Genomic DNA, 13,326 nt, shown 5'->3' with positions numbered 1-13,326 from the left:
CAACATGCCGACCTCCTCAGGCCCCCAAGCCCTCCAGGGCCACCCTCAGCGCTGGATCGTCCTCGGAGTCATCTGCCTGGCGCAGCTCACCGTGCTGCTCGACAACACCGTCCTGAACGTCGCGATCCCCTCGCTCACCCGCGAACTCGACGCGAGCACCGCGGACATCCAGTGGATGATCAACGCGTACTCGCTCGTGCAGTCGGGGCTGTTGCTGACGGCGGGCAGCGCGGCCGACCGCTACGGTCGCAAGAAGATGCTGATCACCGGACTCGTGCTGTTCGGCGCGGGCTCGCTGATCGCCGGACTGGCCGACTCCACCGGGCAGTTGATCGCCGCGCGGGCCGGCATGGGGGTGGGCGGCGCCCTGCTCATCACCACCACCCTCGCCGTCGTGATGCAGATCTTCACCCCCGGGGAACAGCCGAAGGCGATCGGCATCTGGGCCGCCGTCAACGCGCTCGGCTTCGCGACCGGCCCGCTCCTCGGCGGCTTCATGCTGAACCACTTCTGGTGGGGTGCGATCTTCCTGATCAACCTCCCGGTGGCGGCCCTGGCCCTGGTCGCGGCGGTGGCCCTGGTCCCCGAGTCGAAAAACCCCCGCGGCGACCGCCCCGACCTCCTCGGCGCCCTGCTCTCCACGATCGGCATGGCCGCGCTGGTCTACGCGATCATCTCCGGCCCCGCGCACGGCTGGACGTCGGACCGGGTGCTGCTGATCGCCGCGGTGGCGGTGCTGTTCCTCGCGGTGTTCGCGTACTGGGAGAACCGCGTCCCGTACCCGATGCTCGACCTGGACTTCTTCCGCGACCGCCGCTTCACCGGCGCGGTCACCGGGGTCGTCCTGATCACCTTCGGCATGGCCGGCTCCCTCTTCCTCCTCACCCAGCACCTCCAATTCGTCCTCGGCTACGGCCCGTTGGAGGCCGGCGTACGGACGGCGCCGCTCGCCCTGGTGATCGTCGCGCTCAACTTCTCGGGGCTGGCGGCGAAGTGGACGGCGAAGGTCGGAGCGCCGGTGGCCATCGGGCTGGGCATGGTGTTGATGTCGGCGGGCCTGGCGTCGATCGCGGTGATCGCCACGGACGGGTATGCGGGGACGCTGGTGGGGTTGATGCTGATCGGGGCGGGGGCCGCTCTGACCAATCCGGCGATGGCTCACGCGATCATGAGTGCGATTCCGCCGGAGAAGGCGGGGGTCGGGGCGGCGGTCAACGGAACGTTGGGGGAGTTCGGGAACGGGTTGGGGGTCGCGGTGCTGGGGGCGGTGCTGAGTTCTCGGTTCGCGGCGGTGTCCCTGCCGGGGGGCTTGGCGGTGGCGACTTCCGCGGTCGAGCGCGAGAGGGTGATCGACTCCTTCTCCGCGGGGCTTCAGGTCAGTCAGTTGGTGGGGGCGGTGGCTGTTTTGGTCGGGGGGTTGCTTGCCGCGGCGTTGTTGTGGCGGGCGGAGCGGGCAGACTCGGAGATGGTGGTCGCCCAGTAGCTCGGGTGGCGTGGTGCGTTGGCGGCTGCGGGTGCGTTGTGGCTGGTCGCGCCCACGCGGCGGAGCCGCAAATGTCACAGCCTCGCGCCCCTTGGATACTGGGTCGGGGTTGGAATGTCGAGGAAGGTGCGTCATGGCCAAGACAAGCCCGTCGTCCGGGCGTTCCGCGCGTACCAGTGTCTGGCTGGAGAGCCGGACGCGCCGGAGTGGACGTGGGGGCGGACAGCCTTCCGGGCTTGATCGGGATCGCATCACCGACGCCACGGTACGACTGCTCGACGCCGAGGGGCTCGCGAAGTTCTCCATGCGGAGGCTTGCCGCTGAGCTGAACGTGACCGCGATGTCCGTCTACTGGTACGTCGACACGAAGGACGATCTCCTCGAACTCGCCCTGGACGCCGTCTTCGGCGACCTGCCGTTGCCCGATCCGGAGGCGGCGGGCGAGGACTGGCGGGAGCAACTCCGCATGCTGGCCACGGCGTACCGGGGGCTGCTGGTCCGGCATCCCTGGCTGTCGCCGCTCGCCGGGACGTTTCTCAACATCGGGCCGAACAACCTGTCCTTCTCCCGTGTCGTGCAGCGCGTGATCCGCCGCACGGGCCTGCCGGACCACGGCCTGACGGGGGCCATCTCGGCCGTCTTCCAGTTCGTCTACGGCTACGGCACGATCGAGGGCCACTTCTTCGCCCGGGTCGCCGACGCCGGCATGACCCCCGACGACTACTTCCGGCAGGCCATGACGACGTTCGACGGCGCCCCCACGACCGCCGAGATCGTGACGGAGTCCAAGAAACTCATGGCGGCCCGGGGCGGCGACACGGTCGCGGAGATGATGGAACGGGACTTCACCTTCGCCCTGGACCTGCTGGTGGCGGGCATCGAGGCGATGGTGAAACGAGACGGCGACAAAACGGGTCCACCACGGGCTTGAGCACCGGACGTCCCCCCGACCCGGGCCGACGAAATCAGCCTGCCGTGGGCTTGCGCACCGGGCGTACCTTTCGACCCGGCCGGTGAAACCAGCCTGCCGCAGGCTCCGGCACCGGGTGCCCCTCTCAACCCCGGCCGCGCGTAGTCAGCCCGTCCGGCGTTTGAGGACGAGGCCCCTTCAGGGCCGATCGGGGGTCTGGGGGCGGAGCCCCCAGCACCACCTCAGCCTTCGACGAGCCGCGCCGGAAAACCGCCGGTGGCAATCGGCCCCCATCGCTCCGGCGTGACCCGGATGATCGACTTGCCCTGCTTCAACATCGCCGCGCGGTACTCGTCCCAGTCCGGATGCTCCCCGGCGATGTTGCGGTAGTACTCGACGAGCGGTTCCACGGACTCCGGCGGGTCGATGACCTCCGCCGTGCCGTCGATCTGGACCCACGGGTCGTTCCACTCGTCGCTCAGCACGACGATGCCGACCCGCGGGTCCCGCTTGGCGTTACGGGTCTTGGCCCGTTCGGGGTACGTGGAGACGACGATCCGCCCGGAGTCGTCCACCCCACAGGTCAGCGGCGAAGCCTGAGCGCTGCCGTCGGCCCGCCTGGTCAGCAGCAGCGCGCGATGGCGGGGACGTACGAAGTCGAGCAACTCGTCCAGGGTGACTTTGGTGTTGGTCGCGATGTTCGGTGCCATACCGCCACCCTAGGCGCACGTCCCCCGCTCACGCCTGCGGCAGCGACTCCCCCTGCACCGCCTGGACGTCCAGCTCGACCTTCAGCGTCGTACCGATCGCGGCGATGCCCGCCTGGACGACCTGGTTGTAGTTCATCGCGAAGTCCTCGCGGCGCAGTTCCGTGGTGGCCCGGAACGCGGCCCGCGTGCCGCCCCAGGGGTCGGCTCCGGTGCCGAGGTAGGCGAGATCGAGGGCGACGGGTCGTACGACACCGTGGAGGGTCAGTTCGCCGGAGACCGTCCAGCGGTCCGAGCCGGCCGGGGCGAGGGCGGTGGAGCGGTAGGTGATCTCGGGGTAACGGGCCACGTCCAGGAAGTCCGCCGAGCGCAGGTGGTCGTCCCGCATGCCGTTGCCCGTGTCGATGGACGCGGCCCGGATGACCGCCTCCACCCGGGACTTGGCGATGTCGTCGGGCGCGATCTCGACCGTGGCGCTGAAGTCGGTGAAACGGCCGCGCACGCTGGAGATGCCCAGGTGCTGGGCGACCGCGCCGACCGTGGAGTGCGCGGGGTCGACGGTCCAGGGGCCGGGCGGCGGCAGTTCGGTGCCGCCCTGCCGGGCCAGCGTGACCGTGCCGACCTCGGCCCGGCCTCCCCCAGAGGGGGGACCCCCAGCCGTGACGATCGCGGTGACGGCGGCGGGCGCGTATCCGACGGCGGTCACGATCACGGTGTACGGCCCGGGGGCCATCGGGTTCGGGTCGCGCACCGCCCCCTCCGGGTCCGCCTCGGCCCGCAGCACCTGCGCCCCGGTCATGTCGGTCACCGTGACGACCGCGTGCGACACGGCCCATCCGTCGCGGGTACGGATCTTCGCGGTCAGTCCCATGTCTCTCGTAACTCCTCGCCGTACAAAGCCATATGAGCCATACAAAGGAACCGGCCCGTGGGGCGTGCCTCCGCTCGGGACACGCTCCACGGGCCGGGGTGGGTGGGCGAACTACTCGCCGGGGTGGGCCAGTTCGATGTCGTGGCCGTCGGCACCGCTGCCGTTCAGCGTGAGGGCGGTGGCGACCGGCGGGTAGCCCGTCGCGATCACCGTGTACTCGCCGCCGCTCAGATCGGTGAAGGCGTACGCCCCGTCCGAACCGGTCGTGGCGCTGCCGACCACGTTGCCCGCCGCGTCCACGAGGGTCACCCGGGCGTCGGCCAGCGGGCCGTGCGGGGCGCGGACCACGCCGAGGACCTGGGCACCGGAGTCGAGGTCGATCTCGACCCGGGTGACCCCGGTGCCGCCGACCTCGACGGGCAGCGCGCGCGGCCGGAACCCGGCGGCGTTCACCGCGATCGTCACCGCCCCCGGCACCAGCTCGGCGAACGCGAACTCGCCCTGTTCACCGGTGATCCCGCTGGACAGCAGATCCCCGCGCACATCGGTCACGACGACCATCGCGTCCTTGACGGGCAGCCCCGAATCGGCCGCCCGGACAAGGCCGTTGAGACCGCTGGTGCCGCTGAGGAGGACGTCGTACGACACCGGGTCGCTGCCGTTCACGACGACCGTGGACGCCTGCGGCTGGAAGGCGTCGGCGGAGGCGATCAGGACGTACGAGCCGACGCTCGGCGCGTCCAGCGCGTAGGAGCCGTCCGCCTGTGTGACCGAGCGGCCCAACTGGCGTCCCCCGAGGGAGATCAGGGTGACGGCGGCCTGCGGGACGGGCGCGCTCTCGGCGCCCCGGACGAAGCCGCGGACCGGAATCCCACCGGAGACGGGTGCGGGGTCGAGTGTGGTCACGGGTGCGGTCTCCTCCCTGGCCTCCGTGGCTACGGGGGCCTGGACTCGATGGGCGGCCACGGCGTTCTCACGGGCCGGCGCGGGGAACTCGCCCGCGTCCAGCACGCCCACCGCTTCCTCCGCGGCCTGGGCCAGCCCGCCGGAGGTCCGCAGCGGGACCTCCTTGATGAACATCACGACGACGAAGGCGATGAGGGCGAAGGGGGCCGCGTAGAGGAACACGTCGGCGATCCCGTGGCCGTAGGCGCTCTCCAGCCAGGTGCGGACCGTGCTCGGGAGGGCGTCCATGTCGGGGAGGGCGCTGCTGCCGATGGCCTTCGCGGCGGCGGCCTGCGACTGCGGGTCGAGCGAGGTGACGGTGTCCTTGGCGTAGTGCGTGATCCGGCCGGACATGACCGAGCCGAGCACACCGACGCCGACCGCGCCGCCGAGGGACCGGAAGAAGCTCACCGTGGAGGAGGCGGCGCCGAGGTCCTTCGGGGTGACCTGGTTCTGCGTGGAGAGGACCAGGTTCTGCATCATCGTGCCGACGCCGATGCCCAACATGGCCATGTAGATGGACAGTTCCCAGTACGGGGTGTCGTAGCGCATCAGACCGAGCAGGCCCAGGCCCGCGGTGAGGAAGAGACCGCCGGCGACCAGCCAGCCCTTCCAGCGGCCGGTCTTGGTGATGAAGCGGCCGGAGACCATCGACGCGACGAACAGACCGCCGATCATCGGGATCGTCATGACCCCGGACATCGTCGGGGACTTGTCCCGGGCCAGCTGGAAGTACTGGGAGAAGAAGACCGTGCCCGAGTACATGCCGACCCCGACGAACAGCGAGGCCAGCGAGGCGAGCGAGACGGTGCGGTTGCGGAAGAGGCGCAGCGGGATGATCGGCTCGCTCGCCCGGGTCTCGGTGAACACGAACAGCAGCGCCAGCACGAGCGTGCCGCCCACCATCGTGTACGTCTGCCACGACAGCCACTCGTACTTGTCGTCGGCGAAGGTCACCCAGACCAGCAGCAGCGAGGCGGCGGCGGTGATGAAGAAGGCGCCGGTCCAGTCGACCTTGACCTTCCGCTTGGCGACCGGGAGGTGCAGCGTCTTCTGGAGCACGACCAGCGCGATCAGCGCGAAGGGGATACCGACGAACAGGCAGTAGCGCCAGCCGAGCCACGAGGTGTCGGTGATGACACCGCCGAGCAGCGGACCGCCGACGGTCGCGACGGCGAAGGTGGCGCCGGTGTAGCCGGAGTACCGGCCGCGCTCGCGCGGGGAGATCATCGCGGCCATCACGACCTGGACGAGGGCGGAGAGACCGCCGGCGCCGAGGCCCTGGATGACACGGGCGCCGATCAGCATCGCCGGGTTCTGCGCGAGACCGGCGACGACCGAGCCGATGATGTAGATGACCAGGGATATCTGGACCAGGGCCTTCTTGCTGACCAGGTCCGCCATCTTGCCCCACAGCGGCACCGAGGCCGTCATGGAGAGCAGGGCCGCGGTGACGACCCAGGTGTAGGCCTCCTGGCCGCCGCCCAGGCTGCCGATGATGGTCGGCAGGGCGTTGGTGACGATCGTCGACGAGATGATCGCGGCGAACAGACCGAGCAGCAGCCCGGAGAGGGACTCCATGATCTGCCGGTGGGTCATCGGAGCGCCGTCGGGGGCCGCGGGGGCCGTAGGGGATCCCCCTCCGTGCTTGGCGTGAGCCCGCACACCGGCTGGTGTGGTCGTTGCCATGGGCTTCCTTTTCTTCCGTGCTTATGCGGGTGTACGGGTGGTGTGTGCGAGTTCGGGGGTGTGGGGGGTTTCCACGGCTTCCGTGGCTTCGGTGGGGGCGGGGGGCCGGAGCGGCGCGGTACGGCAGTCGTCGAAGCTCGCGCGCAGCCGGGCCATCAGCCCGATGAGCTGCCCGACCTCCTCGTCGCTCCAGTCGCTCAGCCGGTCGGCGAGCAACTGGGCGGTCCGCCGCGACAGTTCGTCCACCTGGGCCCAGCCGCTGGGGGTGAGGCGCAGGATGCGGGAACGTTTGTCGGCGGGGTCGGCGGAGCGTTCGATCCAGCCCCGGTCGGCGACGTGGGCGACATGGCGGCTGGTCACGGACATGTCGACGGCGAGCAGCTCCGCGAGCCTGCTGATGCGCATGGCACCGTGCCGACTGAGCAGGATCAGCACCGCCGCGGAACCGGCGGCGCAGTCGGACGGCAGCACCCGCCCCAGTTCCCTGCGCACGGCGCCGAAGGCACTGAACTGACGCATCAACTCCTCGTACTGCGCCTGCTCGGCCATCACACCTCCCCTGTCCCGGTCTTCTCTGTCCGCTGTCCACCGTGTTCGTTGCTTAGGGCAACCATAAGATCTGTTGGTTGCTACAGGCAAATAAAAAGGGGTCGGTACGGCATAAAAAGTTGGCAAAGGCAAGCATTGGCGTATGTAAATCCGCAGGTGGGGAAGGCCGTCCGGGGCCCCGCACTTGGGTGTCTCCCGGGGATTCGCTAGTGTCTCGCCCCATGGCAAACACCCAGGGCCCCGAGGGCAACTACGACCCCGCCGGCAGCACCCAGATGTTCCGTGCCTTCGTCGACGAGACCCCCCAGGGCGGCCAGCAGCAGCAGGCCGCCGCCTCCGCCGGACCCCGCGTCGGCCTGATCGTCGGCGTCGTCGTCGCCGTGCTGGTCGTGGCGGCGGTGGTGTATCTGGCGGCGATGTAGCGCTTCTACGACGGGGGCGGCAAGGGCCGTCGTAGGACCGGCCGTTGAGGCCGGTGGCGGTGAACGTGCGCCGCTACGGCCGGATTCGGCGAGCAGTGGAGCGGCCGGAGTGGGTGTGCGGGACGCCGGTCCTCGTGTGGGTCTCGTTCTTGAAATCCCGCTTGCGGCGGTCGACTTAGGGTCGTCCGGCGCGGAGTCACGCTGCCGGGCGGGCGGGCCGCCGTAGCGGATGGCCGGGTCGGGCGGATCGCCGGGCAACCGCCTTCACCACCGCCTCCGCGCGCCGCCGGCGCCGCGCAGACGACGGCCGCCGACGCACCCGATGGGGCGCCTCGGCGGCCATTTGTCCGTGTCGGGCGAAGCGTCGTGCCACCGCGCCATGGCGGCTGACGCTTCGTCACATGGGAACCCTCGTGGCCCTGTTGGCCTCGCCGGCCCTCTTGGGGGTCAGTCCGAGATCAGGCCCTCGCGGAGGGTCGACAGGGTGCGGGTGAGGAGGCGGGAGACGTGCATCTGGGAGATGCCGACCTCCTCGCCGATCTGTGACTGGGTCATGTTGGCGAAGAAGCGCAGCATGATGATCCGGCGCTCGCGGGGCGGCAGCTTGGCGAGCAGCGGCTTGAGCGACTCGCGGTACTCCACGCCCTCCAGGGCCGTGTCCTCGTAGCCGAGACGGTCCGCCAGCGAGCCCTCGCCGCCGTCGTCCTCGGGTGCCGGGGAGTCGAGCGAGGAGGCCGTGTACGCGTTGCCGACCGCGAGGCCGTCGACGACGTCCTCCTCGGACACGCCCAGGACCGCGGCGAGTTCGGGGACGGTGGGCGACCGGTCCAGCTTCTGGGAGAGCTCGTCACTGGCCTTGGTGAGGGCCAGCCGCAGCTCCTGGAGGCGACGCGGGACACGCACCGACCACGACGTGTCGCGGAAGAAGCGCTTGATCTCGCCCACGACGGTCGGCATCGCGAACGTCGGGAACTCCACCCCGCGTTCGCAGTCGAACCGGTCGATCGCCTTGATCAGGCCGATCGTGCCGACCTGGACGATGTCCTCCATCGGCTCGTTGCGGGAGCGGAAACGCGCGGCGGCGTAACGCACCAGCGGGAGATTGAGCTCGATGAGGGTGTCCCTGACGTAACCGCGCTCGGGGCTGTTCTCGTCGAGCGCGGCGAGCCGCAGGAAGAGGGAGCGGGACAGGGTGCGGGTGTCGATGGCTCCCGTGGTCGGGAGGGCCGGGGCCGGTACGGCGGGTACGGCCTCGAGGACCGTAACGGCGTCGAGTGCGGGCTCGGCCTCGCTCTTGGTGAGCGTGAGCACCTTCGAGCTGCCCTGGTCTGCGGACATGCCACCCCCTTTGGGTCGCGGGACGGTCGCGGCGATCGCCCCCGTCTGGGGAGCGGTGCCTTCACCTGAATACCGGAGCCGGGGCCACGGCAAACGCGCTTCCGGCAGAATGTCACATGTCGGCAACACGCTGTAGTGACATGTCGACTTGTCTGTTACGAATCGGCCCTGGAAAAAGGGGGTCTGACGGTTTTTCAGCGCAGAACTGCCGGGAAAGGGCCCGATAGGCGATTCGTTCGTACCGGTGACAACTCGCTCGGGTATTCGACAGGGCCCCGGCGCGGTGTCATGCCGCGGCGAGGGGGCGCTACGCCTCGATACGGTTCGCGGAGCGCAGCCGCTGGAAGCTGCGCGCGAGGAGCCGGGAGACGTGCATCTGGGAGACGCCGAGTTCCGCGCTGATCTGCGACTGGGTGAGGTTGCTGTAGTAGCGCAGGAGCAGGATCCGCTGTTCGCGCTCCGGGAGTTGGACGAGGAGATGGCGGACGAGGTCGCGGTGCTCCACGCCGTCCAGGGCCGGGTCCTCGTAGCCGAGCCGGTCGAGGAGCCCGGGGAGTCCGTCGCCCTCCTGGGCGGCCTCCAGGGAGGTCGCGTGGTACGACCGTCCGGCCTCGATGCAGGACAGCACCTCGTCCTCGCCGATGCGCAGCCGCTCGGCGATCTCGGCAGTGGTGGGGGTGCGCCCGAAGGCCGTCGTCAGATCCTCCGTCGCCGCGTTGACCTGCACCCACAACTCGTGGAGCCGGCGCGGGACATGGACCGTGCGGACGTTGTCGCGGAAGTACCGCTTGATCTCGCCGATGACGGTCGGCATCGCGAACGTCGGGAACTGCACGCCCCGGTCCGGGTCGAAGCGGTCGATGGCGTTGATCAGCCCGATGGTGCCGACCTGGACGACGTCCTCCATCGGCTCGTTGCGGGAGCGGAAGCGGGCGGCGGCGTAGCGCACGAGCGGGAGGTTCGCCTCGATGAGCGCCCCGCGCACCCGGTTGTGCTCCGGCGTGCCCGGCTGGAGCTCCTTTAGCTGGCCGAAGAGCACCTGGGTGAGGGCCCGGGTGTCGGCGCCGCGGCTGCGGGGCGGAGCGGCTGCCACCGGGGTCTGGGCGGGCGCCTCGTCCTGGGGCGGCGCCGTACTGGCCGACACGGTCAACGCCACACCTCTTCAATAGGTCAACTTCAATAGGTCAACTCATCCGTCAAAAGCGGTCATAGCATCACAAGACATGTGCACTGTGTGCAAGCACCGCCTAATACCTTGTTAAGCCGTGTTGAGCAACAAAAGCCCCCTGCCGTGACGGCAGGGGGCTCTCCGGTGCGGTGCTCGGACGCGGTGCTCAGATCTCGTAGTCGGCGATCACCCACGTGGCGAACTCGCGCCACAGCGCGACGCCCGCCTGGTGTGCGGGGTGCTCGACGTACCGCTTCAGCGCGTCGGCGTCGTCGGCCGCCGAGTTGATCGCGAAGTCGTAGGCGACGGGGCGGTCGCTGATGTTCCAGCCCAGCTCCCAGAAGCGCAGTTCGTCGATCAGGTCGCCGAGCGGGCGGAAGGCCTCGACGCCGGCGACGACACGTGGGTCGTCGCGCCGGACGCCCTCGTTGAGCTTGAACAGGACGAGGTGGCGGATCATCTGCGGGCTCCCGGTCGGTCGGCTACTGCGCCCCGTCGGCCAGCCAGGTCATGAAGTCGCCGATGGCCTTCGCGGCGTCCGATATGCCCTCGAAGCCTATCTGGACGTAGTCGGCGGCCTTGGACGGGTCCGTGATGATCACGTACAGCGCGAAGACCACGAGCACATAGACGGCGATCTTCTTCGCGTTCACCGCCATCGCGGCCTCCCCTGTGACGTCTGTGCCCGTGGGTCCCCTGTTGCCGGCGGTGAGTGTAACCTTCACGGCCGTTTTTGGATCTACGCACGAAGGGCCCCGTCTCTCGACGGGGCCCTTCAGAAGCGGTAGCGGAGGGATTTGAACCCTCGGTGACTTGCGCCACACTCGCTTTCGAGGCGAGCTCCTTCGGCCGCTCGGACACGCTACCGAGAGAGACCTTACAACAAGGTGGGGCGTGGTTTGAAATCGGTAATCGGCGGCTGGCTAACGGCTGCGGAAGAACTCCGTGAGGACGTGCGCGCACTCGACCGCGAGCACGCCCCCGATCACCTCGGGGCGGTGGTTGAGCCGCCGGTCCCGTACGACGTCGAAGAGTGAGCCGGCCGCGCCCGCCTTCTCGTCGCGGGCGCCGTAGACGACCCGGTCGACCCGGGATTGAACCAGGGCGCCCGCGCACATCGTGCAGGGTTCGAGGGTGACGACGAGGGTGCAGCCCGACAGCCGCCACTCACCGAGGTGAGCGGCGGCCCGGCGGATCGCGAGGACCTCGGCGTGCGCCGTCGGATCGCCGGTGGCCTCGCGTTCGTTGTGCCCGGTGGCGAGCACGGTCGTACCGTCCGGGGACAGTACGACCGCGCCGACCGGGACGTCGCCGCCCAGGGCGGCCACTCCGGCAGCGTCGAGGGCGAGCCGCATCGCGGCCCGCCAGCGGTCGCGTACCGGGTCCCAAGGCCCTTCTGTGCGTGCTGTGGTCAGCGGACGGTCTCCAGGACCTCCGAGGCCCCAAGGGCCTCGGCGATGGAGCTCAGCGCGTCGTCGGCGTCGAGGAGACGCAACTCCTTCTCGCCGACGCCCAGGTCGTCCAGGATCTGGCTGTCACCGACAGGGCTGTGCGGAACGGCCTCGGCCGAGGAGGTGCCGTCCTCGTCGTCGTCCTCCTCGTCCTCCCTCTGAGGATCACCGTCCTCCGTACCGTCGAGGTCGAGGGAGTCCAGATCGGCGACGTCGTCGTCGTCCGGATCCCGTCCGAGCAGCTCGTCGGTGAGCAGGATCTCGCCGTACGAACTGCGGGCTGCGGCAGCCGCGTCCGAGACGTAGATCCGGGGGTCGTCCTCGCCGTCGATGCGGACGACGCCGAACCAGGCGTCCTCCTGCTCGATGAGCACCAGCACCGTGTCGTCCTCGGGCGAGGCTTCACGGGCCAGTGCGGCCAGATCCGACATGCTCTCGACATCGTCGAGTTCCGTGTCGCTCGCTTCCCACCCGTCTTCGGTGCGCGCGAGCAGTGCGGCGAAGTACACCGTGACTCTCCCACTGGTCATAGGTGTGCCGGTTGGGGGTCCCCCCGGCTGAGGTTGCGGGCGGGGAGAGCTCGTGCTCCGAGCCCCACCCACTCGGAATCGTGGCAGAAACAAGGCGTTCAGGGGACGTCTTCGGCTCCCTGTGTCCGCCCGTTTTGATCGACCACCAGCGGGATCGTACGCGGCGATCGCCGTACGCACGCACCCGGTTGGCCTTACAAGCTCCTGTGAGACAGGCCTCGACTACCAGCGGAACGTGCGCATACGCATGGCGTGGCGCAGCCGGGCGACCTTGGCGCGCCGGGGCTGGACCCGGTCGCGCAGCTCGCGCGCCTCGGTCAGATCGCGCAGGAACTGGGCCCGGCGCCGCCTGCGCTCGGCCTCGGTCTCCTGGCTCTTGTTCCGCTGTGACGGGTCCTCGTGGGACTCACGGTCAGGCATCGGCTCACCACCTCGGTCCGTCCCTCCCACTTTCCCCCGGACGGGCGGTTTGATGCCAGTCCGGGCGGAATCGCGGCCGGTGGGGGCCGTCGTGGCGGCGGGCCGGAGCGGGGCCGCGGCAGCCGCGGGGCCCGGCTACTGTTGTGGACATGCGTCTCCACGTCGTCGACCACCCCCTGGTCGCCCACAAGCTCACCACGCTGCGCGACCAGCGCACCGACTCCGCGACCTTCCGCCGCCTGGCCGACGAGCTGGTCACCCTGCTCGCCTACGAGGCCACGCGCGACGTGCGCACCGAACAGGTCGACATCACGACGCCGGTCGCCTCGACCACCGGCGTCAAGCTGTCCTACCCGCGCCCGCTGGTGGTGCCGATCCTGCGGGCCGGCCTCGGCATGCTGGACGGCATGGTCCGGCTGCTGCCCTCGGCCGAGGTGGGCTTCATGGGCATGGTGCGCAACGAGGAGACGCTCCAGGCCTCCACGTACGCCACGCGCATGCCCGAGGACCTCTCCGGCCGCCAGGTGTACGTCCTGGACCCGATGCTGGCCACCGGCGGCACCCTGGTCGCCGCGATCCGTGAGCTGATCAAGCGCGGCGCCGACGACGTGACGGCCGTGGTGCTGCTCGCCGCCCCCGAGGGCGTCGAGGTCATGGAGCGCGAGCTGGCGGGCACCCCGGTGACGGTCGTGACGGCCTCGGTCGACGAGCGCCTGAACGAGTACGGCTACATCGTCCCGGGCCTGGGCGACGCGGGCGACCGGCTGTACGGCGCCGCGGAGTAACACCCGCTCAACACCCGATTCCCGTACGGCTCTTACCTGCCGTACGGGAATCTGCGCG

15 protein-coding genes and 1 tRNA gene are annotated in these 13,326 nt (G+C 69.9%); 4 read left to right on the top strand and 12 right to left on the bottom strand.

Annotated features, from left to right (window positions below):
• The first annotated feature begins 4 nt into the window (after positions 1-4).
• Positions 5-1,483, top strand: a complete 1,479-nt coding sequence (locus ACIRRY_RS15805) for an MFS transporter (RefSeq protein ID WP_403972526.1) — start codon at positions 5-7, stop codon at positions 1,481-1,483.
• Positions 1,484-1,616: 133 nt separating this feature from the next.
• On the top strand, positions 1,617-2,414 hold the full coding sequence (locus ACIRRY_RS15800; protein ID WP_403972523.1) for a TetR/AcrR family transcriptional regulator: 798 nt from the start codon (positions 1,617-1,619) through the stop codon (positions 2,412-2,414).
• Between the two features lie 221 nt (positions 2,415-2,635).
• Here ACIRRY_RS15800 and ACIRRY_RS15795 read toward each other — a convergent pair whose 3' ends face one another.
• The 4 genes from ACIRRY_RS15795 to ACIRRY_RS15780 form a co-directional block, all read right to left on the bottom strand.
• Entirely contained in the window at positions 2,636-3,103 is a 468-nt protein-coding gene (locus tag ACIRRY_RS15795) for a PPOX class F420-dependent oxidoreductase (RefSeq protein ID WP_403972521.1), read from the bottom strand.
• A 28-nt stretch (positions 3,104-3,131) separates the two neighbouring features.
• Positions 3,132-3,971, bottom strand: a complete 840-nt coding sequence (locus tag ACIRRY_RS15790) for a YceI family protein (protein ID WP_403972519.1) — start codon at positions 3,969-3,971, stop codon at positions 3,132-3,134.
• A gap of 111 nt (positions 3,972-4,082) precedes the next feature.
• Complete coding sequence (locus ACIRRY_RS15785; protein ID WP_403972516.1) at positions 4,083-6,605, bottom strand: MFS transporter; 2,523 nt, start codon at positions 6,603-6,605, stop codon at positions 4,083-4,085.
• 21 nt (positions 6,606-6,626) lie between these two features.
• Entirely contained in the window at positions 6,627-7,154 is a 528-nt protein-coding gene (locus ACIRRY_RS15780; RefSeq protein ID WP_403972514.1) for a MarR family winged helix-turn-helix transcriptional regulator, read from the bottom strand.
• A gap of 221 nt (positions 7,155-7,375) precedes the next feature.
• Between ACIRRY_RS15780 and ACIRRY_RS15775 the strand changes: the two genes are divergently transcribed.
• Positions 7,376-7,576: a hypothetical protein gene (locus ACIRRY_RS15775; protein WP_403972512.1), complete on the top strand. Its 201-nt coding sequence runs from the start codon at positions 7,376-7,378 to the stop codon at positions 7,574-7,576.
• A 447-nt stretch (positions 7,577-8,023) separates the two neighbouring features.
• Here the strand turns inward: ACIRRY_RS15775 and ACIRRY_RS15770 are convergent, their stop codons facing one another.
• The 8 genes from ACIRRY_RS15770 to ACIRRY_RS15735 all read right to left on the bottom strand — a co-directional run bounded on the left by ACIRRY_RS15770 (position 8,024) and on the right by ACIRRY_RS15735 (position 12,483).
• Positions 8,024-8,914, bottom strand: coding sequence for an RNA polymerase sigma factor SigF (locus ACIRRY_RS15770; RefSeq protein ID WP_019073292.1), 891 nt, complete (start codon positions 8,912-8,914; stop codon positions 8,024-8,026).
• A gap of 307 nt (positions 8,915-9,221) precedes the next feature.
• A complete protein-coding gene (locus ACIRRY_RS15765; protein WP_403972509.1) occupies positions 9,222-10,070 on the bottom strand; it encodes an RNA polymerase sigma factor SigF in 849 nt (282 codons plus the stop codon).
• 178 nt (positions 10,071-10,248) lie between these two features.
• Positions 10,249-10,542, bottom strand: coding sequence for a Dabb family protein (locus ACIRRY_RS15760; protein ID WP_403972506.1), 294 nt, complete (start codon positions 10,540-10,542; stop codon positions 10,249-10,251).
• Between the two features lie 22 nt (positions 10,543-10,564).
• Positions 10,565-10,741: a hypothetical protein gene (locus tag ACIRRY_RS15755; protein WP_019073295.1), complete on the bottom strand. Its 177-nt coding sequence runs from the start codon at positions 10,739-10,741 to the stop codon at positions 10,565-10,567.
• 123 nt (positions 10,742-10,864) lie between these two features.
• A tRNA-Ser gene (locus tag ACIRRY_RS15750) sits at positions 10,865-10,949 on the bottom strand.
• A gap of 56 nt (positions 10,950-11,005) precedes the next feature.
• Positions 11,006-11,437, bottom strand: a complete 432-nt coding sequence (gene tadA / locus ACIRRY_RS15745) for a tRNA adenosine(34) deaminase TadA (protein WP_403972503.1) — start codon at positions 11,435-11,437, stop codon at positions 11,006-11,008.
• A 56-nt stretch (positions 11,438-11,493) separates the two neighbouring features.
• On the bottom strand, positions 11,494-12,042 hold the full coding sequence (locus tag ACIRRY_RS15740; protein WP_403973600.1) for a hypothetical protein: 549 nt from the start codon (positions 12,040-12,042) through the stop codon (positions 11,494-11,496).
• A 243-nt stretch (positions 12,043-12,285) separates the two neighbouring features.
• Complete coding sequence (locus ACIRRY_RS15735; RefSeq protein ID WP_403972501.1) at positions 12,286-12,483, bottom strand: hypothetical protein; 198 nt, start codon at positions 12,481-12,483, stop codon at positions 12,286-12,288.
• 149 nt (positions 12,484-12,632) lie between these two features.
• Between ACIRRY_RS15735 and upp the strand changes: the two genes are divergently transcribed.
• On the top strand, positions 12,633-13,268 hold the full coding sequence (upp, locus tag ACIRRY_RS15730) for a uracil phosphoribosyltransferase (protein ID WP_403972499.1): 636 nt from the start codon (positions 12,633-12,635) through the stop codon (positions 13,266-13,268).
• Positions 13,269-13,326 lie beyond the last annotated feature (58 nt).

Origin of the sequence: Streptomyces sp. NPDC101776, from assembly GCF_044766845.1 — a bacterium.
Taxonomy (GTDB): Bacteria; Actinomycetota; Actinomycetes; order Streptomycetales; family Streptomycetaceae; genus Streptomyces.
The sequence above is the reverse complement of the archived record's forward strand: the minus strand, read 5'-3'. Positions and strand labels throughout refer to the sequence as shown.

Excerpts from the sequence above, each read along its gene's own strand:
- ACIRRY_RS15805 (WP_403972526.1), top strand. The coding sequence starts at position 5 with ATGCCGACCTCCTCAGGCCCCCAAGCCCTCCAGGGCCACCCTCAGCGC.
- ACIRRY_RS15780 (WP_403972514.1), bottom strand. The coding sequence starts at position 7,154 with ATGGCCGAGCAGGCGCAGTACGAGGAGTTGATGCGTCAGTTCAGTGCC.
- ACIRRY_RS15735 (WP_403972501.1), bottom strand. The coding sequence starts at position 12,483 with ATGCCTGACCGTGAGTCCCACGAGGACCCGTCACAGCGGAACAAGAGC.
- ACIRRY_RS15760 (WP_403972506.1), bottom strand. The coding sequence starts at position 10,542 with ATGATCCGCCACCTCGTCCTGTTCAAGCTCAACGAGGGCGTCCGGCGC.
- tadA (WP_403972503.1), bottom strand. The coding sequence starts at position 11,437 with ATGCGGCTCGCCCTCGACGCTGCCGGAGTGGCCGCCCTGGGCGGCGAC.
- ACIRRY_RS15785 (WP_403972516.1), bottom strand. The coding sequence starts at position 6,605 with ATGGCAACGACCACACCAGCCGGTGTGCGGGCTCACGCCAAGCACGGA.
- ACIRRY_RS15795 (WP_403972521.1), bottom strand. The coding sequence starts at position 3,103 with ATGGCACCGAACATCGCGACCAACACCAAAGTCACCCTGGACGAGTTG.
- upp (WP_403972499.1), top strand. The coding sequence starts at position 12,633 with ATGCGTCTCCACGTCGTCGACCACCCCCTGGTCGCCCACAAGCTCACC.
- ACIRRY_RS15800 (WP_403972523.1), top strand. The coding sequence starts at position 1,617 with ATGGCCAAGACAAGCCCGTCGTCCGGGCGTTCCGCGCGTACCAGTGTC.
- ACIRRY_RS15770 (WP_019073292.1), bottom strand. The coding sequence starts at position 8,914 with ATGTCCGCAGACCAGGGCAGCTCGAAGGTGCTCACGCTCACCAAGAGC.
- ACIRRY_RS15755 (WP_019073295.1), bottom strand. The coding sequence starts at position 10,741 with ATGGCGGTGAACGCGAAGAAGATCGCCGTCTATGTGCTCGTGGTCTTC.
- ACIRRY_RS15775 (WP_403972512.1), top strand. The coding sequence starts at position 7,376 with ATGGCAAACACCCAGGGCCCCGAGGGCAACTACGACCCCGCCGGCAGC.
- ACIRRY_RS15790 (WP_403972519.1), bottom strand. The coding sequence starts at position 3,971 with ATGGGACTGACCGCGAAGATCCGTACCCGCGACGGATGGGCCGTGTCG.